Here is a 22,468-nt window from a genome sequence, read left to right as displayed (position 1 = left end):
CCTCCTCAACGGGAGTCGCTCCGAGCGCGACGCAACCATCCACCTGCACCCATCCTTGTCGGGAGAGGGGGCCTCGGCATACTGCCGTCAGGAGTCGATCTGTGGGAGGCTCGACCTCGTGAACATCGTCTTCGTGGAGCCACACTTCCCACGCAACCAGCGCGAGTTCGTGCGGGCGCTGGCGCAGGCCGGCGCCAACGTGTTGGGGGTCGGTGAAACGCCCGCCGAATATCTCGATGACGAGCTGAAATCGTGGATGGGGCACTACGAGCAGGTGGGCTCGGTCACCGACGTCGAGGCGATGACTGCTGTCGTCCGCAAGCTGCAGGGCATGGTGTGGGTCGACCGGCTGGAGGCGACCATCGAGTCGCACACGATGCCGGCCGCGATCGTGCGCGAGGCCACCGGGATCCCCGGCACCTCCGTGCACACCACCTGGCTGTGCCGCGACAAACCGTCGATGAAGGAGGCCCTGCGCCAGGTCGGTGTGCCGACGGCCGCCTCGACCGCAGCCTCGGGTGTGGACGAGGTGCGGGCGTTTGCCGAGCGGGTCGGCTATCCCCTGATCCTCAAGCCGCGGGACGGCGCCGGTGCAGCGGCCACCAGCAAGGTCGAGGACGACTCCGAGCTCGAGGCAGCACTCGCGCAGTTTGGACCAGGCACCACCTCCATCGCCGTCGAGGAGTTCATCGAGGGCCACGAGGGCTTCTACGACACGATCTGCGTCGACGGTCGGCCGAAGGTGGACTATGCCTGCCACTATTTCCCCGGGGTGCTCGAGGCGATGCGCACCCGGTGGATCTCCCCGACCTACATCACCACCAACCGGATCGACGGCGGCGGGCTCTACCACGAGATCCGCGAGATGGGTCAGAAGGTCATCACCGCTCTGGGCATCGGCACCTCCGCCACCCACATGGAGTGGTTCCACGGGCCCAAGGGCCTGAAGTTCAGCGAGATCGGTGCCCGGCCCCCCGGTGTCGGCTGCTACGACCTCTACTCCGCGGCCAACGACATGGACACCTATCGGGCCTGGGCCGACGCGATCGTGCACGGGAACGTCACGACCCGGCCCAGCCGCAGTCACTCCGCCGCGATCATCGCCCTGCGCCCAGACCGCGACGGCACCATCACCGGCTATTCCGGGTTGGACGACGTGGAGAACCGGCTCGGCCGCTGGATCATCGACGCGCACCTGCCGCCCGTCGGCACCCCGACCCAGCCGATCGAGGCCGGTTACATGGCCAACGCCTACATCCGTCTGCGTCACCCCGACTATGACGTGCTGCGCTCCATGGTCGACAACGTGGGCCAGGTCGTCCAAGTCCATGCCGGCTGAGGGGCGAGCGGAGGGGCCAACTGAGGCGCAGGCTGACGGGCCGACTGAGACGCAGGCTGCAGGACACCGCGGCGGCCCCCATGCGTCGATCACTCTGCTCGGCCCGCAGCGCCGCCCCCGGGTCGACTCGGTGCTGCGCTCCCTGCAACTGCACGGCGCCCGGGCAGCGATCATCAATGCGGGGTGGCGCGAGCGCGAGCCTGAGGACGAGCTGCTGGTCAGCCTCAACGCCGGCAACGCCGTCAACCTGCGGCTGTGGCACCGGATGCAGGAGGTTTGGGACGCCGACCCGGAGTTCGCCGCCGCCGACCGCCAGCGCCGGATGCTCCTGGAGGAGATGCAGGACCTCTATGTCGTCGCCCTGGACCACGTGATCGACGCGCTGCGGGCCATGCGCAACAGGGTGCCGCGCTCGCAGAGCGTGCAGGCGGCGGCGCTGGGGGACGCCGAGCAGATCATGCGGGAGATCGACCAGCTACACCTGGAGCGGGTCAACCAGGTGCACGCCGACTTCTGGGAGCGCTGGCCACCCCACGAGCGTCGGGCCGTCCAGCTGCTGCGCGACCTAGTCAGCTCCGAGCTCGCCGACGCCGAGGTGATCCTGGTCCCCGGCGGGCATGTGGGCGTGCTGGTCGGCGCGATGCACCTGTTCAACATCGCCCCGCAGCTGCGCGTGCCGATCGTGGCCTGGGGCGCTGGGGCCATGGCCCTGACCGATCGTGTCGTGCTCTTCCACGACCGCGCCGTCCACGGACCATCGGTCAGCGAGGTCTTCACCTCCGGCCTCGGGCTGGTCAAGGACACGGTCGCCTTCCCCGGGGCGCGGGAGCGTCTCGACCTGGGCAACCCGCAGCGCATGGGAGTCCTGGCGAGGCGGTTTGCTCCCTCGCAGTGCTTGTTGCTCAATGACCGGGCGCGGGTCGACATCCGCCCCGGCGGTGGGCTCCCCGACGACGCGCCGGTGCTCGACCAGGATGGCACCCAGACCCTGATGGAGAGCGTGAGGTGAGCCATCAATGAGCATTTCCCTCCCGTCTCAACCGATGCGCGACACAACGCGCGGCAAGCTGGCGATCAACGCCTTCCGCGAGTTGGCGCACCATGACGAGGCGGTCGTCGACGCCTTCCTGCACGAGCGTCAGGTGCCCATCATCGAGGGCGCCAAGTGCACCTTCCTGTTTCGCGGCGAGGCCGACGAGGTGCACCTGCTGCACCGCATCGTCAACCAGGACCAGCGGGTGCCGTTGCGCCGGATCGAGCACACCAGCCTGTGGTACGTCATCATCGAGCTGCCCTACGGCTCCCGGGTGGAGTATCAGCTCGAGCTCAGCCACGACGGGCGCACGGTCCAGGGCAACGACCCCCTCAACCCGCTGGTCGCGCACAGCCCCGTCGGGTCATCCTCGGTCTGTCAGGCCGTCGGTTATGTCACGCCGGAGTGGACCCGGCCCAACCCCGAGGCACGCCCAGGGGAGCTGCACGACCTGATCCTGCCGTCCAAGGCGCTGCGCCGCGAGACCCGCAGCCGCATCTATCTTCCGGCGCGCTACCGACCGAGCTCGTCCTATCCGCTGCTGATCGTGCACGACGGCGACGACTATCTGAACTATTCGTCCATGAAGACCGTCCTGGACAACCTGATCCACAACCTGGACATGGCCGAGACGATCGTCGTCTTCTCCAACCCCGGTGACCGGATGCGCGAGTATCCGAACTATGCGCCGCACGCCCGCCACCTGGTGGCCGAGCTGATCCCGCACCTGGAGGAGCACTACCCGGTGATGCGACGCCCCGAGGGGCGGGCGTTGATGGGGGCCAGCTTCGGCGCGGTGGCCGCGATGAGCGTGGCCTTCCGCAACCCTGAGATGTTCGGATCGCTTCTGCTGCAGTCGGGTTCATTCGTCTTCACGGACATCGGCGACGACCACGGCGGTGGCCCGGCCTTCGACCCGGTCGTGAAGTTCATGAACCGCTATCGCTCCCGCCCCCGCAAGGTCGCCGACCGACTGTTCGTCTCCTGCGGCGTCTATGAGCCACTGATCGTGCCGAACCGCTCGATGGTGCCGGTCTGGGAGAGCACAGGGAGTACGGTGCGATACGTCGAGGCGCGGGATGGCCACTCCTGGGAGAACTGGCGTGACCGGCTCCGCGACGGCTTGTCCTGGATCTATCCGGGGCCGCAAAAGTTTGTCTATGAATAAACGGGTCCTGCGTGACTCGCACCATAAGTGACTACAGGAAGAGGCAACGTGGACGACCACACCCAACCCACGGCATACCTGCTGGTGGATGGTGAGAACATCGACGCCACCCTGGGCACCTCGATCCTCAGCCGGCGCCCCGAGTCGCACGAGCGTCCGCGCTGGGACCGGCTGCTGCACTTCACCCGCGAGCGGTGGGGCGGCTCACCACGCGGCCTGTTCTTCCTCAACGCCTCGAGCGGCATGCCGATGTCGTTCGTGCAGGCGCTGAAAGCCATCGGCTATCTGCCCGTGCCGCTGTCCGGTCCGCCGGAGGAAAAGATCGTCGACATCGCGATCCAGCGCACCCTGCAGGCGATGGCCGACCGCGACGGCGACGTCATGCTGGTCAGCCACGACGGCGACTTCCTCGAGGACATCGAGCCGTTGCTGGGCACCGACCGCCGGGTGGGTGTGATTGCCTTCGCCGAGTTCCGCAACAGTGGCTTCACCCAGCTGATGGACCAGGGGCTGGAGTTCTTCGACCTCGAGTATGACGTGCGGGCCTTCACCTCGCCGCTGCCACGGATCCGGGTCATCCCGATCGACGAGTTCGACCCGACTCCGTTCCTCTGAGCCGGTCATGAGTATGCCGAGTGGCTCGGTCTCCCCGTCGCCGCGGGTGATCTATCGGCCCGGTGAGGAAGGGGTCAACTCCTATGGGTTGCTGACCTCGATCATCCTGCCGCGGCCCATCGCGTGGGTGTCCACGATCGGCGCGGACGGTGTCGGCAACCTCGCGCCGCACTCGTTCTTCTCCGTCGCCTCTGCCTCGCCGCCGGTGGTCTCCTTCACGTCCGTGGGTCGCAAGGACTCGCTGGCCAACGTGCTGGCGACCGAGGAGTTCGTCGTCAACATCGTCAGCACCGACCAACTCGAGCAGTGCAACGGGACCAGCGCCGAGGTGGACTCCTCGGTCGATGAGGCCGCGCTGCTCGGGATCGCCCTGGAGCCCAGCGATGTGGTGGCACCCCCGCGGGTGGCCGGGTCACCGGCGTCCATCGAGTGCACCCTGCACTCGACCGTCGAGGTGGGTGACAGCGTGATCATCCTCGGCCTGGTGCAGGCGATCACCGTGCAGGAGCGGGTGCTGAGCGGTCGCCATGTCGACGCCGCGCTGCTCGACCCACTGAGCCGGTTGGGCGGGCCACAGTGGGGCACCCTCGGCGAGATCCGCTCCCTGCGTCGTCCCCGGCCCGAGGACGTGCTGCCCGACTGAGGGCCAGCCGTCCCCAGCCCTTCACCCCCAGCTCACCGCCCGCCACTCTCGCGACACGGGTGGGTGAGTCGTGCGGTGACTCATCCACCCGTCACCAGCCCTTCGCCCCCAGCTCACCGCCCGTCACTCTCGCGACACGGGTGGGTGAGTCGTGCGGTGACTCATCCACCCGTCCCCGGCTCCCCGCCCCGGCTCCCCGTTCCCCACTTCGCCCACAGCTCACCGTGCATTCAAACCGGCGACGTCAACAGCCCTTGAGCAAACACGCAGGTCAGCGGCCTGTGGGTCCGTGCGAAGGCTCACTTTGCCTGTTTGGCTGCACGGTTGGCAGGCGAGAGTGCCAGCCGAAAGTCGGGCGGCGGACGAGCCGGCGGGCATGGGATGGCCGGCAACCCCGGGTGGGGCCGCCGGCCATCCGTTCTTCATCACCCGCCAGGAAGGTCTGTCAGGGGCCAAGGGGCCCGTCAGGTCGGGCCGTCGGTCAGGTCGGACCGTTGGTCAGGGGCGGTTGAGCTCAAAGGTGTAGCTGCCCGACCCGCTGTAGGACTCCACGACCCACGAGTAGGAGCCCGCACTGCCGGAGTAGGACACCTCCTCGGACGAGCCAGCCGTGATGCCCTGTGCCACGGTCACCCAGGACGAGCCGTTCCACTTCTGCAGGAACAGGTCGAAGTCGGCGTTGTCGGGGCCGGTGAGGCAGCCTTGGTGCGCACCCGCACCGGAGTAGTAGCTGCCGCTGCTGCCCGGGTGGAAGGCGTAGGCACCGGACCCTGAGAGGCTGCCGGACTCGCTCAGGGTGAGGTCACAGCCCGGAGTCGGCTCGGGGTCCGGGTCCGGGTCGGGGTCAGACCCGCCGGTGAACAGCGTGTGCAGCAGCAGGTTCGGCGAGCCGGTCCCGATGCCACTCAGCACGTCCGGGGTGGCGTTGCCCGTGATCGCGTCGGCGACGGCGGCCGGCGATGCGGAGGGGTTGTCCTCCAGATAGACCGCCACGGCGCCGGCGACGTGCGGGGAGGCCATCGACGTGCCGCTGATCGTGTTGGTGGCGGAGTTGCCCGTGTGCCAGGCCGAGGTGATGTTCGAGCCCGGGGCGAACAGGTCGAGGCAGCTGCCGTGGTTGGAGAACGACGAGCGCGAGTCGCTGCTCGTGCTCGACCCGACGGTGATCGCCTCGGGAACCTTGTTGGGCGAGCCGCTGCAGGCGTTGGCGTCGGCATTGCCCGCCGCCACGGCATAGGTCACGCCGGAGTTGATCGAGTTGCGCACCGCATCGTCCAGCGCGGTGGAGTCGCCGCCACCCAGGCTCATGTTGGCCACCGCTGCACCGGAGGCGTTCTGGGTCACCCAGTCCACGCCGGCGATGACCCCGGAGTTGCTGCCCGAGCCGCTGCAGTCCAGGACGCGCACAGCCACCAGATCAACGTCCTGAGCGATGCCGTAGGTCTCACCGCCGACGGTGCCGGCCACGTGCGTGCCGTGCCCGTTGCAGTCCTGGGCTCCGTTGCCGTCATTGATGGCGGAAAAGCCCTCGCTGGCTCGGCCGGAGAACTCGCTGTGGCTGGTGCGGATGCCGGTGTCGATGACATAGGCCGTCACGCCCTCGCCACTGGCCTCGTAGGAGTAGGTGCCGTCGAGCGGCAGGTTGCGCTGGTCGGAGCGGTCCAGACCCCAGGTCGCGTTGGTCTCCGAGCCGGAGCCCGTCAGGGTGATGGTCGTGTCCTGCTCGATGTAGGCCACGTCGGGGTTGCCGCGCAGCTCCTCGATCGACGTCTCCGAGGCCTCGACCGCGAATCCGGTCAGGACGCTGTCGTAGGTCTGCAGCACCCGGGCGCCATCGGCAGTGCTGGAGCGCTGTGCCGAGGCCATCGCACTGGACGAGGCGTCCTTGTCCAGGACGACGATGTAGCGGTCCGCGATCGGCTCACCGCCCTCGGGCACCACGAGCGGGGCCAGGTCGGAGCCGGAGGTCGTGAAGGAAGCCCCACGGTCCGGGGGAGCACTGCGGTCCGGTGAGTCTGCTGCGGCCGCGGCACCTAGCGGTGCGAGAGCCACCATCGCGCCAGCTGCCAGCACGCCGGCACGTCGCATGAATGATTTCGACATCGGTTTCCTCTTTCTCCACATCATCGGTGACGCGGTGCACTCAACTGTGGTCCAGAGAAATGGGGGTGACAAGGTTTAACAATTAGAACGAGGTGTTTATGAAGGCTCAATCAACAGCCATTTCGGCAGGTCAGTGCCGCCTTTCACCAGCGGGTCGACGCGCCTCAGACCGAGTCCTCTGGCCACTCCCACCGAGCGCCCACGATGCCCGGTCGCCCGTCGATCTCGACGAGCAGGAGCCCGTGCTCGGGGTCCAACGGGAGAGGCTCGATCGTGGGCTCGCCATCGATCGGCTGGGTGTAGCTCTCGCACCGGACGGGACGGGCGGCAGGGTCGAAAATCACCTCGAGCTGGTATTGCCGGTTGGGCATCCGCCGACGCCGTTCATAGCGGTCGGCAGGTGGATAGGGCGGGGCCTGGACGCACTCGTACTCCACGGCGACGAACTCGCCCCGGCGCAGCGGACGCGGCAGGAGCAGCTCGGAGGTGACGATGCCCGAGCCCGGTTGGCTGGAGCTGTGACCCACCCGGCAACGGGTCAGCCCCACCACCTCCGACACCGGGCAGCTGGCGTCGTCGTTGCCGTGCATGACCACGAATCGGTCCACTCCGTCCCGCTCACTGCGCATGACCTGCCGTGTCCACGTGCCCCGCTCGGTGCGGTCCGGCCCGACGCGGACGCGGTCGTGATAGCTGATCCGCGTGAGGTGGTCCTCGCTCTTGCCCCGCATCGCCTCGAAGGCGCTGACCACCTCCGGCACCTCGTCCCAGAGCTCGACCCAGGTCGGTGGTTGCTGGTTGCGACCTCGGGTCGCGGGTCGGCCGAGTTGGCCGGTGAGACCTCCGGGTGGCAGGTCGAGGACCTTCTCCAGGGTATGCAGACAGTCCAGTGAGGTGCGCCGGCCCGGCCGGCTCCTCCCGGACTGCCAGTAGCTCAGGGTCGCGGCGCTGACCGGTGTCCCGGCCTCCTCCAGTCGCGCGACGATGCGACCCAGGCCGAGGCCGCGCTGGTCGATCGCCTCGCGCAGGGTGCTGGCAAAGGCATCATGCATTTGATCCGTGTCCGCACCCAATGTCGCTCACCCCTCCAGTGGTCCCGCAATGGTGTGTGCGGAGTGCTGATTTCCGTGGTGCTGCACAGATGGCGCAACAATCGACCCTACCGATGGGTAGATGTGAAATCTACGGATATTCCGCAAAGATCCGGTCAAGAGTTAGTTGGTGCGTTGTCACGTGATGACCAAGGCGCGTGGTGACTTATGCTGGAGGGGAACTTCAGGGGCGTCCGTTGTCGCGGTGCCAGCCCACACCCGAGGAAGGCAGGACGTTGCGTCGGTTCAGCAGGCCCGGAGTCGTCGCTGCCGTGAGCGCCCTGGTCCTCGTCGCCTGCACGGGCGCACCGACCACCCAGCCGATCTCGGAGCCCACCACCGAGCCGACTCCGTCCGGACCCGCTGCGGCCACGGCGACACCCTCCGGGCCGGATGCGGCCACCGCGTCACCGCCGCGGATGACCGAGGACGACGAGGTCACCGACCGCGCCGAGCCCACGCCCAACCCGACCCCGCTGCCGGACGTGATCTTCGAGGACGTGCCGGAGCGGCTCTTTCCCAACCCACCGCAGACCGCGCCCCCCGACGACCAGCACCGCACGAGCGCCCCCGGCCCACGGCATACGGCAGGTCCTGAGGAGCACCCACGGACGCCGCAGTCGATCGACCGTCCCCGCACCCAGATCACCGGGTTTGAGGAGTCCACCCGCGAGCCGCAGCAGATCCCGGTCGGGCTGCGGCCCTATCAGCACGGGCACGTCAACCCGGTGCCGTTCGGCCGGGTCGACTCCACGGGCGTGCGGGTCTTCCAGGCCAACTGGGACGGGCAGGTCTATGACCACCCGATCGCCCAGGCGCAGTATGCGCTCAGCGCTCTCGAGTCCTATCGCCTGAGCGAGGACCAGGACTTCCTCGATGCCGCGATCGCCAACGCGCAGCGCATCATCGACCGCAAGCACGTCATCGACGGGGCGTGGTACTTCCCCTACGACTTCGACTTTGACCTGTTCCGCAACGGCAGGGGAGTGCTGGAGGCTCCCTGGGCCTCGGGCATGGCCTCCGGTCAGGCACTGTCGACCTTCGTCTGGTTGCACGAGGTCACCGGGGACCAGAAGTGGCGCGACGCGGCGGACCACACCTTCGCGGCCTTCCTGCAGGCACCGGACGGCGCGGGCTATTTCAGCTCGTTCGTCGACGACGAGGGCCTGCTGTGGCTGGAGGAGTATGCGCGCTATCCGGTCATGGACAGCGAGCGCGTGCTCAACGGCCACATGTGGTCGATGTTCGGGATCTGGGACTACTGGATGATGAACGACTACGAGCAGCCGGAGGCCGAGAAACTGTTCCGCGGTGCGCTCTACACGGTCGAGAAGACCGCGATGCGGGACTTCCGCAACCCGGGCGAGACCAGCACCTACTCCCTGTGGCAGGGACAGCCGGGGACCACCTATCACCAGCACCACCAGCAGCAGTTCGTGATGCTCTATCGGATGACCCACGACGCCGTGTGGATCTCACGGGCCAGCGCCTATCGCTCCGACTTCCCCGAGTGGCGCACCACGCAGGGTCAGGCGGTGATCACGCCGGAGACCACGGTGGCCTACCGGCTGGACGACACCGCGACCCACATCAAGGACCGCTCGATGAAGGTCCTGGCCACCCGGGAGCTCACCATCCCCGCGCAGACCGGCGCCGCCTATGACCGTCGCGGCAAGATCCCCGGGGGGCCCAACGTCATCAGGCTCAGCGCGGGCTGGCTCAAGGGTTGGTGGGTCGAGGAGAAGCCAGGCCACGCCTGGTCACAGGAGCTCGTCGAGGAGCACCGCTATGCCCCCGAGGCCCAGCTCACTGTCGAGGCCGCGCAGGACGTGACGATCTATCAGTTCGACGAGCAGGGCACCGAGATCGCGAGCAGGACCGTGCAGCTCGAGCCGGGGCTGCGCTACCGCACGGACCGGTCCGCGATCGCCGGCGGCCGGGCATCCTATCACCTCAGTGACGGCCGGTATGCCGAGTGGTGGCTCCCCGAGCAGCCCTCCGTGAGCGTGCACCGGACTCCCGGATGGAGAGTGGACTAGGTCCAGATAGGGTCGCCAAACCTTCGTAGCGCTGCGGCGCGGAAGGGTCTAGTTTCGTGAGCATGGCACTCAACGACACCCTCTTGAAGGCACTCTCGGACCAGATCACCCTCGAGCTGGAGAGCTCGATCGTCTATCTGCAGCTCGGCATCGCGCTGGAGGACCACGACCTCCCCGGGCTGGCGACCTGGATGCGTCTGCAGTCCGACGAGGAGCGCGCCCACGCCGCCAAGTTCATCGCGCACGTCACCGACCGCGGTGGCCGTCCGCAGATCGGCGCCATCGCGGCCCCGTCCGTGGGTGAGGTCAGCGTCCTCGAGGCGTTCGAGGCCTCGCTCGCCCACGAGCAGAAGGTCTCCGAGTCGATCCGTGACCTCTATCGCCTGTCCCAGTCCGAGGGCGACATCGATGCCATCCCACTGCTGCACTGGTTCATCGAGGAGCAGATCGAGGAGGAGGCCACCGTCTCCGAGATCGTTGGCCGCCTGCGTCTGATCGGTGACGACGGCGCCGGTCTGCTGCGCCTGGACGCCGAGCTGGGGGCGCGCACCACCGCGCAGTAGTCCGACCATTCGCCCAGCCACGGTCTGGGCCGAGTCGCTACGGTGGGCGCGACGGGGCCGCACGAGCCTCGAGGACCAGGAGGCTGCCATGTCACTGCTCACCCGATCCAGCACGGTCGACGGGGTCCTGAGGCGCAGCGCTGCACGCTATGACGGCGCCACCGCCCTCACCTTTGCGGACCGGACCTGGAGTTATGCCGAGCTCGACGGCGCGGTCAGCCGGGTTGCCGCCCACCTGCTCGGGCTGGGCCTGACCAAGGGTGACCGAGTGGCGGCGCTCGGCCGCAACAGTGACGCCTACCTCATCGCCTTTCTGGCCTGTGCTCGAGCGGGGTTGGTCCACGTCCCGCTGAACTACAACCTGCTCGGCGGCGAGCTCGACTATCTGCTCGCGCAGTCCGGGAGCACCGCGCTGCTGCTCGACCCGGCACTCGAGGGCTCCCTGGGCGGCGTCCAGGAGCAGACGCTGGCTGCCCTGGCACACCAGATCCCGCTGCGCGACGCCGAGAGCTCAGTGATCTCGGTCGCCACCGAGGGCCCGGTGCCCATCATCGATGCGGAGGTGGCTGACGAGGACCTGGTCCAACTGCTCTACACCTCGGGCACGACCTCCCGCCCCAAGGGCGCGATGATGAGCCACAAGGCGCTCGTGCATGAATACCTCTCCTGCATCGTCGAGCTTGATCTGGCAACCGACGACAACCCGCTGCACGTCATGCCGCTCTATCACTCGGCGCAGATGCACGTCTTCCTGCTGCCGTGGCTGGCCATCGGTGCGACCAACACCGTGCTGGAGGTGCCGGACCCGGCCGAGGTTCTCCGCCGGATCGGCCGGGACGGCCACCGCGCCTTCTTCGCGGCGCCCACCCTCTGGGTGGCCGTGGTCAATCACGGCGACTTCGAGGGCAGCGACCTGTCGGGGTTGCGCAAGGCCTACTACGGGGCCTCGATCATGCCCGGCCCAGTGTTGAAGCGACTCCTGGACAAGGCGCCTGACTGCGGCTTCTACAACTGCTTCGGACAGTCCGAGGTGGCACCGCTCACCTGCGTGCTGCGACCGGAGGACCACGCCGACCGCCCCGACTCGGCCGGCAAGCCGGCGCTCTTCGTGGAGGCCCGGGTGGTCGATGCCCAGGGTCATGACGTCGCGCCCGGGGAGAGCGGGGAGATCGTCTACCGCTCACCGCAGCTGTGCGCCGGATACTGGGACAACGCGCCGGCCACCGCCGAGGCCTTCGCCGACGGATGGTTCCACTCCGGCGACCTGGTCCGGGTCGATGACGAGGGTTATGTCTTCGTCGTGGATCGCATCAAGGACGTCATCAACACCGGCGGTGTCCTCGTCGCCTCCCGTGAGGTCGAGGACGCCATCTACACCCACCCGGCCGTGGCCGAGGTCGCCGTGGTGGGCGTCCCCGACGAGAAGTGGGTCGAGGCGATCGCCGCCTTCGTGGTCCGTAAGGGCGAGGTGGATGAGGCGGGCATCGTGGAGCACGTGCGCAGCCACCTCGCAGCCTTCAAGGTGCCCAAGCGCGTCACCTTCATCGATGACCTGCCCCGGAATGCCTCGGGCAAGATCCTCAAGCGCGAGCTGCGGGACGCCACCCCCTAGCCGACGCCCAACCCCGAGAGCCCCATCCTGGCGAACGCGTGGGTCGCGAACCGCTGCCCGATCAGCTCGTGGCTGGCCGTGTCGGGATGGAGCGCATCGGGCAGTGGAAGATCGACCGCGTCCTGTGCACCATAGAGCGCCGTCCCGTCGAGGTAGTGAAGAGCGGGGTCGTCCCGTTTCTCTACGATGTCGGCGAGGGCCGCACGGATGATGGTGAGGGTCAAGCGCCCCTGCGAGGTGTCGGCATCGCCGTCGCCGGCAACGACGAACTGCGCCTGCCCAGTCCCGATGCTCGCGGGGTCGATCATGCACGGCCCCGGGGCGTCCTCGTGAAGGCCGCAGAAGATCGGCGAGACGAGCAGCAGGGGCGTGTCCGGGTGGCCATCGCGGATCGTGTCGAGAAAGCCGTGCACGGCGGGGACGAAGGCGCGCAGGCGCATGGCGTCGTGGTTCACCACGTTGATCCCGAGCTTGACGCTGATGACGTCGGCCGGTGCATCGCGGATCACTCGGGCCATGAACGGATCGACCAGGGCGCTGCCGCCGAAGCCGAGGTTGCGTAGGTCGACGCCGGCCTCCCTGGCTGCGACGGCCGGCCAGACGCGCGCCGGCGAGGTGGCGTTGGAGCCGTGGCTGATGGAACTGCCGTGATGCAGCCAGATCGGACCCCGCTGTGCAACGGGCGCGACCGGGGCGTCGCTGCGCAGCTCGATGAGCTCGACGGACTCGTTGTGCGGCAGCCACAGCTCCACTGTCTTGTCGCCGACCGGCAGATTCTCGAAGCGAGAGACGTGCGGCGACCCGGGCACGAGCTCGCTCGCCCCGGTGGCCAGGTCGATCTCGATGGCGTCACCGCCGGTCAGGCGGTCCGTGGCGAGCAGCTCGCCGTCCACCACGAGGTCGACCGCGCCGCGCGGCCGGGTGACGCCCGGATAGGCGATCCGGTGGGGGTGCGTGACCAGCTGGATCTGGCGGGCGGATGTCCGCACGACGACACGGACGCCCGACGGCTGCACCTCCATCGCCTGCAGCTGCTGATCGGCGAACACGTCGCGGACCCGCTTCGGGAGGCGATGCGGGCGGATGCCTCGCCGCGTCGCCTCGCACTCCTCGGCGCCCCGGATGAACGCCTGGGTCATGGGTGTGATGGTCACTGTGAATCCTCCGGGTTGGTCTGGTCCTCCTGTGACGGCCAGCTGCGCAGGAGCACGTCCAGCGCAGCGAGCGCCCGTGCCCACGACACGTCGGGGTCGGGATCACTGTGCGCGAAGTTGCCCGACTGCTCGAGCGACAGATAGCCGTTGATGGCGCCGCCCAGCAGGCGGATCGCGTGCACCTGCTCGCCCTCGGGCAGCCCATAGCCGTGCAGCACGGCCCTCATCAGCGACACGAGAGAGCCGGCTGCCTCGGAATCTGCCACGGCTGAGCCGACGCGTCGCTGGAGGGACTGCCAACGCCCGGGCGCTTCACGGGCGAACGTCCGGTGTGCCCCGGCCAGGCCGCGGAGCGCGTCGGAGCCGGACCTGCCGGCAATCTCCGCGGAGATGCGCCTGCCCAGCTCGCCGAGGGCCGCCTCCGCGATCCCGTCCTTGAGTGCAGCGACATCTCGCACATGGGCATACAGGCTCGGGGCCTGCACCTCGAGCCTGCGCGCGACGGCCGACACGGTGACCGCGTCGAGGCCGTGCTCATCCGCGAGAGCGCACGCTTCGCGCACAACGATGTCGAAACTCAGCTTCTGGCGGGGCACTCACCCGATGCTACACCCCATAGGCGTTTCCCTATAACCCATAGTTAAGGACAGGGTGCAGCGGCGGCACGGCGGAGGCCGCCCCCACCCGCCGTGCAGCGGGTGGAGACGGCCTCCGTGTCGAGGTGGAGCTGGTCAGGTCAGGGCCGCAGCTTGTAGGCGCTGATGACCTGTGGCCATGCTGGCCCTGGCTTCCGCCCCCGCGTCGATCACCGCCTCGATCATCGTCCACCCATCCGCTCTGCTGACCTCCCTGCGGCTGATGTTCGACGTGCTCTGGGCATCCGCCCTCCCCGTGCGCGGCACCGGAGACTTTCAGCATCAGAGCGGCACGCTCGGCGGCGCCGACCTGACAGACGTGGATCGTCGTGTCGTCCAGTTGCTCGTCACCGGGATGACCGACCAAGCCATCGGCCGGCAACTCGACCTCGCCGAGCGCACCGTCCAACGCAAGGTGCGCACGATCATGCAGAGTCTGGGCGTCACCAACCGACTCCAGCTGGGCATCAGATTGGCCCAGCAGGGGTGGGGTTCCTAGGTGGAAAGGGTGGGAAGATAAAACTGCAGGTCAACTGGGGTATGTGGCGATCTTGCCAACCCGGTCCCAGCAACTTGCCAACCTTTTCCGAGCCTGCTCGCGGCAGCGTCGGGCGGGCCTGTGTGACGCTGGGTAGGCCCGTGAGGGGCTCTCCGACTGCTGGTGTCCCGAGGGTCCATTCGGGGCCTGACCTTGCAGATCGCCGTAGGGCGGCGAGACCGTTTCAGGTTGCCAACGGTTTACGGGAGTGGGGACGCGCTGAAGCAGGGAGACCGTGTGGTCTCCCTGCTTCATCGGGCCCGCAACAGTTAGGCGGCCTCGTCCTCCGGAGGCGTCATCGGGGTGTGGAGGTCGTGAGCTTCCAGGAGGGACTGGTTGACAGACGCCACCACCATGGCACCGAAGATCGCGATCGCGGTCCCGTTGACGATGAGGAAGCGGTCCTCGCGGAACTGGGCGCCGGACCCGGACTTCATGAATCCGTGGAATGCTTCGTCGGCGGCCCGGCCACCCTTGCCGAGTTCCTCATGCTTCTGGGTGCCGACCATGGCGACCTGCCACCGCTTGTACTGGTAGTCGTCGAGGGAGAAGGTTAGGGAGTCCTGCTCGCACACGGCGGGGGCGGTGCTGGGGGTTGGTGGGGTCGGCATGATCAGCATGGCCTGGTCGTGGGCGATCTGCTCCTTCCGTGCGACGTCGGCCAGGCGGGCGTCCCCTTCGTCCAGGTCGGAGCAGGCGAGCGCGCAGAACACGCGACCAGCTGCTGCTGGGCACCGGAACGTGACCGAATGCTTCGTCTCGACTGTGGTGGGCGCGTCCTTGCGTGGCCGGCCCGGGGGCCGGTCCTGCTTCGGTTGGGGCAGGCCGCGCCTGACCATCGTGAACTTCTCGATCTCCGCAAGCTTGGCCTGACGGGTGTCATGGTCGACACCCTTGCTGGCAAGCTTCTGGTACTCGTCGATGAGGGAGTGCGCGCCGGGGCAGACCGGGGCTCCACGGAAGAGGACAACGCCGTGACCAATGTCGGTGGTCTTGTTGATGTCCATCTTCCGGTAGTTGTGGATGGCCTCGTAGCCCCGGGCGTGCGCACCGGGCTTGAAGTCGAGCTTGTCGCTGAACCCCATGTCCGTGACGACCGTCCGGTACTTGTCCTTATGCTTCACGGTCTGTGGGGCGATCGCGCCGCTGGCCCGGCCACCGTCGATGGCGGCGAGGCCGCCGGCCGTCGTCCCACCATTGGGTTCGTGCCATGCCAGAGCGACTGCGAGGGAGACGCCATCGAGTTCGGGCATGGCCATGGTCTTGGCGATCGTCATGCCGTAGGCGTAAGCACCATGCATGCAGTTCGACTCTTCCGTCGGTTTGGACCCCGGGAAGTAGCGGTCCAGAATCGTCCAGTCGGAGTCCGGGTCTGGTCCGTGGAGTTTCTCCGGGCCGAAGTACTTTTGGGTGCGACGACCAACGGGGATGATGGTGGTATCCAGGATGAGTGAACCGGTCCACCCTTGCGGGAGGACGGGGACGCTGGCCCTGACGAGCAGGTTCAGCATTTCGTGCAGCCGGTCGTACTTCGCATGGTGGGCCTCGGTCATGGTCTTCCGGATCCTCATCACCTCCGCTGTCGTCATCTTCCGCCTACGGATCCCTTTGAATGGGCTACCGTCGACAGGTTCAAGGAGCGCGTCGACGCTCCGCTTGAACGCCATGTACATGCGGTTCTGCGCCTCCCTCACCCGGTCCGGGTCCTCGCACTTGTACCTGGCCTGGCGCCGCAAGAGCTTCCGGTCCTCATGGTCGACGGCGTCGTAGGCACCCAACTCCCTGAGCTGCTGGTCCGACATACGGACTCCCAGCAGGAGGGCCGCCTGCCTCCAGTGGATCTGCTCGTTCTCGACGATGAGCAACAACATGACCACAAGGACTACCCGCACCGGGAATGGCACCTGGCGCACGTTGCAGTCCTCCTGGTTCCACCGTTCGATCCGCTCGACGGCTCCCGACCTGCGGACCAGGTCCAGTGCCCACGCGAAGGCGTACTCGTTCACGCTCGCATCGTTGATACGCGGCGTCATCATCAGAGCTCACCCCAGACAGCGGCGGCGTGCTCCTCGGGGGTGGCACCCTTCCCAGCCCACACGAGCAGGTCTTGGGCGACGCTCCCGCCCGGGTTCAGGTCTGCCAGGTAGGCAACCGTCACGAACGGCACAGGCTTGCGCAACAGGTTCACGATGAAGGTGTTCCTCGCCGTCGACAGCTTCAGCCGTGACTTACGGACCCTCTTCGACGTGGGGGTATCCAAGACCCGGTTGACCACGGCCCGGCGGTCTGCCTTGTCTGGCCGGAACACGAACTCGTCCACGGCTTCGGCCGCTGCCTTGCAGCGGAGCAGCCGCGCCGCCGGCAATGGACCGATCGGCACATCCCGGACAACACCCTTGCGGTTCACGATGGACACAACCGCGCCCTCAGGGCGAGGGGTAATCCGGTCCCAAGTAAGGATGGACATCTCCTCGGACCGGACACCGGCAGCGAACGCCAGGTCGTGGGCGATCCGGTAGGTGCGCTCGTACTCGCCTTCCATGTAGTCAGCGTCGAGCCACAGGTCGTTCCGTTCCCTCTCGGAGTAGGCCGACGTCACCGACGGGCGGCGACCCTTGAACCGGGACCTGACCCGCAGACCCATCGCCTCTGCGTCCCCACGCAGGTAGGAGCGGTAGGAGTTCCGTGACCCCTGGGTCATGTGCGTCTGGGCCTCGCAGTAACGGTCCAGCTCCGGGTCGGACATGGCGGCCGCCCAGTCGACGGTGCCCTTCTGCTCCAGCCAGGATGCCTTGCGCTTGACGAGGCGCTGCATGCGCTTCCGGTCGTCACGGACGGTGGTGAACGGGATCGTCGCCACCCTCTGCGCGGTGACCACGATGGCTTCGTCCGTGAACCGCCCGACATGGCTCGGCTGGAAAGCCATCAGCCTGTCGAGCCGCTCCTGGTCTGAAACTTCCACCTTGTGGAGGGCCGGGACGTGGCCGCGCTCCTCCGGTGGGCGCTTGGCCCACCCGCGAGTCTTCTTGGCAGGCATCAGGCCACCGCCTGACGGTGACCGGCCAACTCCAGCGGGCGCTTGCCCTCCGGAGCTTGCACGGTCGGGACGGGCTGTGCTTCGCGCCCGGACCCGGTATCGTTGATGTTGTTGAACATCAGATCCTCCTTGGAACTGATAGCGCCCGGGCGCTTCTTGGACGGAAGCCCGAGCTAGGTGTTAGGACGAACCGGTTGGTTCGGCCGGCGAGTGGGCACTCCGTTGCAACCGGAGTGCCCCTCTTGCTGTCAGGAACCAGATCGGTCCTCACCCGCGAGGTGGAGCGCGTGTCGGTCCCGGCGAACCACCAGCCTGCGTGTTAAGGATCGTTAACATGCGCGTACGGTACAGCCAAGTCCCGAGCAAGCGCTACCCCCGGCGAACCGAGTGCCTCACTGACCCCGTGACCCCAACCGCTGGCCACATCCAAGAGTCTTCCCGCCAGGTCCACCCCTCGTCGAGAAGTTCATGATTCCGCGTCCCCTGCCGCCGCATTTTCTCGGGGACCCACCCAGCCAATCCACACATGTGACACGACCGCTGACCTGGGAATATGTCAAAGTACCCTTGACAGTTCGTACACTTCCTGACCATATTTTCTCGGATGGACTCCACCCCCACAGCCGAAGCCACCCTCGAATCCTTGGGCCTGGGCGACCTGAGCCAGCACTGCCTCCACCCCGCGTGCAGCAACCCACTGCCAACACCAGTCGGCCGAGGGCGACCTCCGGAATACTGCGGACCAAAGTGCCGAGACTCAGCCGACGCCGCACGACGCAGAATCCGTCGAGCGCTACACGCCGTAGCCGCCCGGGATGCCTCGGAGCCAATCCCTGAGTCCGTCCTCAAACACATGCAAAGGCTGGCGCGGCAGTACGGCATGACCAGCACGGAACAGAAAACCCCCACCAACCAGCAGCACGACCCACCTCCTCATCCACAACCCCGGCCCACCCCTATAAGACCGCGCATGAGCATCGACTATCACTTTCACTATGCCGCACCACTCTCATACGGGACGTTCCCCGTGGAAGTCTACTCCACGATCACCGACATACAGCCCGCAATAATCACCAGCCAAGAATACGTCCAACAAGTCGAACAAATCGAACGACGCAGACCGAAGACAAGAGGAACCCTTCAATCCGACGGAGCAAGAATAGTATTGCACTTGATAGACATCCTCACCCGACTGCAAGAGTTTCACCATATGCCGGACCGCAAGACCTACCACCATCTCTTCCAGGGCGGAAGCGCCTACTGGGGCAATACACCAATCGCTTTCGACTCATACTTAGAAAACCTTGAGGAAGCATGGCTACAAGGGAAGACCGCAGGGACAAAATGGCGTATCCCTAAAGAGAAGGCCCTGGCCGAACTCAAAGAAAAGTCCCAGGCAGATCGCGAAACACGCAGCCTACGCCTGTTCGGACACCCTAAGAACCGAGAAGGTCCGATCGAATCAGATTTCGAAGATGATTGGGCGCTATTGCCAGTCACGCCACAAGACTTGGGAGAGTCCTCGCCAGAACGTCCGTAGGAACACTAGCCCGGATCGTTCACCGGGGGTCGGCGTGGTGAAACACCGAAGTGCTCCCTGAGCAGGGAAGACTTGGACTTGTCGAAGGTCCCAGGTCGCCCAGCAGGAAGCACTCGGTAAGTGAAGCGTACGTCGTGGTCGTCGGGGTTGTCTGTCTCTGCTGATGGTGTCGGCGTGGTGGCCCACGCGGGCAGCGTCGCGTTGCGGTTGTTGGCCGACCGAACGGGCTTGACTCGGGAGTTGTCCAAGGCGATGGCCCGGCGTCGTTTCGTCCCGGTCCATGACCGTGGCCGGGTCCTGGCCGATGTGGCGGTCATGCTCGCCGATGGTGGTGAGGCGATCGCCGACATCGACGTGCTGCGTCACCAGGGTGATGTGCTCGGACCGGTCGCATCGGCGCCGACGGTGTGGCGCACCCTGGATGAGGTGACCCCTGGCCGGGTGAAGAAGATCCAGGCCGCGCGGGCCAGGGTGCGTCGTCATGTGTGGTCCCAGTTCTCCGGCGGGGTGCCGGCCAGCAAGGTCGCCGGCAGCGACCTGGGCGACGTCGTGGTGTTGGACGTGGACGCCACGATCGTGATCGCGCACAGCGAGAAGGAGCATGCAGCGGCGACGTTCAAACGGACCTTCGGGTATCACCCGCTCGGAGTGTGGTGCGACAACACCCAGGAGTTCCTGACCGCGACGTTGCGGGCTGGGAACGCCGGGTCGAACACGGCCTCTGATCACGTGCAGGTCCTGACCGAGGCGATCGGGCAGGTCCCCGCCGCCCACCGCAAGCACCTGCTGGTCCGCTCCGACGGTGCTGGCGCCTCTCACCAGTTGTTGGACTGGTTGCACGAGCAGGGTCAAGTCCGCGGCCGCACCGTGGACTACTCGATCGGGTTCGCTATCACCGAACAGGTCCGTGCGGCGATCGATCAGGTGCCGAAGAAGATCTGGACTCCGGCCCTGGACGCTGACGGCGGCATCCGGCAGGGCGGTGACGTCGCCGAGCTGACGGGGCTGATCGGCGCGAGCGTGCTGGGCAAGTGGCCCGCGGGCATGCGCGTCATCGTGCGCCGCGAACGCCCGCACCCCGGTGCCCAGCTATCCCTTTTTCGAGGAGGCCGACGGGTGGCGCTACCAAGCGTTCGTGACCAACACCAAGATCGGACAACTCGCCTTCCTCGAAGCCCGGCACCGTGCCCACGCCCGCGTCGAAGACCGCATCCGCCACGCCAAGGACAGCGGGCTGGGACGGTTCCCGTCGCGAGAGTTCGCGATCAACCAGGCGTGGCTGATCCTGACGCAGATCGCCGCTGACCTGACCGCCTGGACGCGACTGCTCGCCCTGACCGGTGACGCTAAAGCCCTGGCATCCTGCGAGCCCAAAGCGCTGCGCTACCGGTTCCTGCACGTCCCCGCCCGGCTGGTCCACGGCGCGCGTCGACGACAACTCCGGATACCCGAATCATGGCCCTGGGCGGCACCGATCGTCGCCGTGTTCGCCAACATCGCCGCCATCCCACAACCCGCCTGACCCACACATCCGCCCCGACCCCAGGAACCCGGAGACCCGCAGCCCGGCAGCGCCAGCCGGACCATCGCCATGCCCTCCAAGCGCCACCGCGCCATCTCACCCAACGACGCGGGACTCAGCCTCCTCATGAATGACCGGGGCTAGTCAACAACCTGAGGGCGTTCGGTGCCTGAAAGTTCAGCGATAGCAACGGTACGCAAGGCAGCCCGGAGCATCGCCACATCGAGAAACGACCCGTCAGACAGCGTCGCGGTCCCCGTCCTGTCCGACTCGGCACCAGCCAGCAGTTTGAGGGTCTCTCGTGCCCGATCGACGTCGGCAGCACTCGGCGTGAATGCCTCCTGGATCGTGGCAAGTTGGCCCGGGTGGATGGCCGCGCGTCCGAAGAAGCCGATGCGACGTCCGGCAGCGCACGACGCCCGGAGCCCGTCGAGGTCGCGCACGTGGGGGTACACGCTCATCAGCGGCGGCGGCAGCCCTGCCGCCGCAGCCGCATACACTATGCGCGTTCGTGGCCAGTCCAGGCCTGGATCACCGTCGGGTCCGGCCGGCAGACCGAGTTGTGAGCGCAGATCTGCTTCACCGAGGCCGACGGACGTGACCCCGGACCGGGCGATTTCGAAGGCGTTCTCCGCGCCGAGAGCCGACTCGATCAGGGCATGAACTTCCCGCCCAGGCAGGGATTGTGTGATCGCCCGGACATCGTCAGCGGTGGTGGCCTTGGGGATACGTACGGCGACCAGCCGCGGCAGTTCGGCGACCGCCGCTATGTCCTCCTCGTGCCAATCGGACCCTCGCCCGTTGATACGCACCTGGACCGCGGGAATACCGTGCCATTCCGCAAAGACGTCTGCGAGCCCCGCTCGCGCCACCGCCTTGTGGCTGGGGGCGACGGCATCCTCTAGGTCGATCGAAACCACATCGGCACCGGATGTGAGCGCTTTTGCGATGCGATCCGGACGGTCGCCAGGCACGTAAAGCAGGGTACGAGCTACGGGGAAACTAGACGGCATCATGGGATCCGACCACGCAGGCGCTCGGTCAGTGTGGTGGCGGCCCGGATGACCTGCTGACCGAGATCCTCTTCGCGCTCCGGCGTCAGTCGAGAGGTAAGCGCAGCGATGCTGATGCAGCCGACTACTTCGTTCGACGGACTCCACACCGGGGCTGCGAAACCGGTGGAATCCTTCACTCGTTCGTTCGTGGTGTGAGCGTATCCGTCACGGACGACTTCTCGAAGCCGCGCACGAACCTCTGAAGGTTCCGTGACGGTGTACTCGCTCATCATCGGGATCGGAATGGCGAGCGCCGCTTCGATCTCGTTGTCGGGGAGGAAGGCGAGGATGGCGGCTCCGGAGGCACCGACAGTCAGCGGCAGAGCTGTCCCGACTTGTACAGAGATGCGAACCAGTTGTCGGCTCTCTACCTGGCCGACGTACACGCGGCGGTGTCCGACCCGACCCGAGAGGGTGGTGGTCTCACCTGTTGCTTCGGTGAGGTCCGCCAGGATGGACATCCCGATCCTCCGGAATTCAGATGCTTGGTTTGCAGAGTCTGCCAGGGCGAAGGCGGCCATCCCCAGACGGTACTTTCGGGTGACCGGATCCTGCCACACGAAACTCTTGCTGCATAGCGTTTGGACGATGCGGTGGACGACCGCCTTGCTGAGGTTGGTCGCGCGGGCTACGTCGGTGATTCCGAGCGGACTGTCGGCCCCAGCGAACGCCAGAAGCACATCGGCTACCCGTGCTGTGGTTGACTCTGCACCATCCTGGGGTCTGGTCTCGCTGCTCAAGGTCATTACTGGTCCGCCGTGCGATGCCATGAGACCCCCGC

At 67.0% G+C, this 22,468-nt stretch carries 18 protein-coding genes and 1 pseudogene; 11 read left to right on the top strand and 8 right to left on the bottom strand.

From position 1 onward, the window contains the following. The first annotated feature begins 118 nt into the window (after positions 1-118). Genes NF556_RS00340 through NF556_RS00320 form a run of 5 tightly spaced genes read left to right on the top strand, consistent with a single transcriptional unit; the run spans position 119 to position 4,798 of the window. Complete coding sequence (locus NF556_RS00340; protein ID WP_252593524.1) at positions 119-1,339, top strand: ATP-grasp domain-containing protein; 1,221 nt, start codon at positions 119-121, stop codon at positions 1,337-1,339. Then, the gene (locus tag NF556_RS00335; RefSeq protein ID WP_252593523.1) at positions 1,329-2,348 is read left to right on the top strand and encodes a type 1 glutamine amidotransferase family protein; all 1,020 of its coding nucleotides are present in this window, start codon (positions 1,329-1,331) and stop codon (positions 2,346-2,348) included. Before NF556_RS00340 ends, NF556_RS00335 begins: the two co-directional genes overlap by 11 nt. 34 nt (positions 2,349-2,382) lie before the next feature. After that, positions 2,383-3,540 carry an alpha/beta hydrolase gene (locus NF556_RS00330; protein ID WP_252593522.1) on the top strand — a complete coding sequence of 386 codons (1,158 nt, stop codon included), beginning with the start codon at positions 2,383-2,385 and terminating at the stop codon, positions 3,538-3,540. 48 nt (positions 3,541-3,588) lie between these two features. Next, complete coding sequence (locus NF556_RS00325) at positions 3,589-4,155, top strand: NYN domain-containing protein (protein WP_252593521.1); 567 nt, start codon at positions 3,589-3,591, stop codon at positions 4,153-4,155. A gap of 7 nt (positions 4,156-4,162) precedes the next feature. Further along, on the top strand, positions 4,163-4,798 hold the full coding sequence (locus tag NF556_RS00320) for a flavin reductase family protein (RefSeq protein WP_252593520.1): 636 nt from the start codon (positions 4,163-4,165) through the stop codon (positions 4,796-4,798). Between the two features lie 498 nt (positions 4,799-5,296). Here NF556_RS00320 and NF556_RS00315 read toward each other — a convergent pair whose 3' ends face one another. Beyond that, positions 5,297-6,901: a S8 family peptidase gene (locus NF556_RS00315; protein ID WP_252593519.1), complete on the bottom strand. Its 1,605-nt coding sequence runs from the start codon at positions 6,899-6,901 to the stop codon at positions 5,297-5,299. 164 nt (positions 6,902-7,065) lie between these two features. Beyond that, complete coding sequence (locus tag NF556_RS00310) at positions 7,066-7,953, bottom strand: hypothetical protein (RefSeq protein WP_252593518.1); 888 nt, start codon at positions 7,951-7,953, stop codon at positions 7,066-7,068. Positions 7,954-8,264: 311 nt separating this feature from the next. Here NF556_RS00310 and NF556_RS00305 point away from each other — a divergent pair, with 311 nt between their 5' ends. The 3 genes from NF556_RS00305 to NF556_RS00295 all read left to right on the top strand — a co-directional run bounded on the left by NF556_RS00305 (position 8,265) and on the right by NF556_RS00295 (position 12,206). Then, the gene (locus NF556_RS00305) at positions 8,265-10,031 is read left to right on the top strand and encodes a D-glucuronyl C5-epimerase family protein (protein WP_252593517.1); all 1,767 of its coding nucleotides are present in this window, start codon (positions 8,265-8,267) and stop codon (positions 10,029-10,031) included. Between the two features lie 62 nt (positions 10,032-10,093). Continuing rightward, positions 10,094-10,594: a ferritin gene (locus tag NF556_RS00300; RefSeq protein WP_252593516.1), complete on the top strand. Its 501-nt coding sequence runs from the start codon at positions 10,094-10,096 to the stop codon at positions 10,592-10,594. Positions 10,595-10,682: 88 nt separating this feature from the next. Next, a complete protein-coding gene (locus tag NF556_RS00295; protein ID WP_252593515.1) occupies positions 10,683-12,206 on the top strand; it encodes a fatty acyl-CoA synthetase in 1,524 nt (507 codons plus the stop codon). Here the strand turns inward: NF556_RS00295 and NF556_RS00290 are convergent. Next, entirely contained in the window at positions 12,203-13,360 is a 1,158-nt protein-coding gene (locus NF556_RS00290) for a GDSL-type esterase/lipase family protein (RefSeq protein ID WP_252593514.1), read from the bottom strand. The two genes, NF556_RS00295 and NF556_RS00290, sit on opposite strands and share 4 nt — an antisense overlap. Further along, entirely contained in the window at positions 13,357-13,956 is a 600-nt protein-coding gene (locus tag NF556_RS00285) for a TetR/AcrR family transcriptional regulator (protein ID WP_252593513.1), read from the bottom strand. The genes NF556_RS00290 and NF556_RS00285 overlap by 4 nt, the downstream gene beginning before the upstream one ends. 178 nt (positions 13,957-14,134) lie before the next feature. On the opposite strand from NF556_RS00285, the gene NF556_RS00280 reads away from it, so the two are divergent. Then, positions 14,135-14,494 carry a response regulator transcription factor gene (locus NF556_RS00280; protein ID WP_252593512.1) on the top strand — a complete coding sequence of 120 codons (360 nt, stop codon included), beginning with the start codon at positions 14,135-14,137 and terminating at the stop codon, positions 14,492-14,494. Between the two features lie 308 nt (positions 14,495-14,802). Here the strand turns inward: NF556_RS00280 and NF556_RS00275 are convergent, their stop codons facing one another. Together NF556_RS00275 and NF556_RS00270 are read right to left on the bottom strand one after the other, a co-directional pair. Further along, on the bottom strand, positions 14,803-16,539 hold the full coding sequence (locus tag NF556_RS00275) for a hypothetical protein (RefSeq protein ID WP_252593511.1): 1,737 nt from the start codon (positions 16,537-16,539) through the stop codon (positions 14,803-14,805). Between the two features lie 29 nt (positions 16,540-16,568). After that, the gene (locus tag NF556_RS00270) at positions 16,569-17,570 is read right to left on the bottom strand and encodes a hypothetical protein (RefSeq protein WP_252593510.1); all 1,002 of its coding nucleotides are present in this window, start codon (positions 17,568-17,570) and stop codon (positions 16,569-16,571) included. A gap of 970 nt (positions 17,571-18,540) precedes the next feature. Between NF556_RS00270 and NF556_RS00265 the strand changes: the two genes are divergently transcribed. After that, positions 18,541-19,110, top strand: coding sequence for a hypothetical protein (locus NF556_RS00265; protein ID WP_252593509.1), 570 nt, complete (start codon positions 18,541-18,543; stop codon positions 19,108-19,110). A 120-nt stretch (positions 19,111-19,230) separates the two neighbouring features. After that, positions 19,231-20,632: pseudogene (locus NF556_RS00260) on the top strand (IS1380 family transposase). A gap of 140 nt (positions 20,633-20,772) precedes the next feature. Here NF556_RS00260 and NF556_RS00255 read toward each other — a convergent pair. Both NF556_RS00255 and NF556_RS00250 read right to left on the bottom strand, forming a co-directional pair. After that, positions 20,773-21,645 (bottom strand): HpcH/HpaI aldolase/citrate lyase family protein, encoded by an 873-nt coding sequence (locus NF556_RS00255; RefSeq protein WP_256829691.1) that lies wholly within the window; start codon positions 21,643-21,645, stop codon positions 20,773-20,775. After that, entirely contained in the window at positions 21,645-22,433 is a 789-nt protein-coding gene (locus NF556_RS00250) for an IclR family transcriptional regulator (protein WP_252593507.1), read from the bottom strand. The genes NF556_RS00255 and NF556_RS00250 overlap by 1 nt, the downstream gene beginning before the upstream one ends. Positions 22,434-22,468: the final 35 nt, after the last annotated feature.

It is taken from the genome of Ornithinimicrobium faecis, assembly GCF_023923225.1.
Lineage (GTDB): Bacteria > Actinomycetota > Actinomycetes > Actinomycetales > Dermatophilaceae > Ornithinicoccus > Ornithinicoccus faecis.
This window is presented reverse-complemented; position numbering and strand designations above follow the sequence as displayed.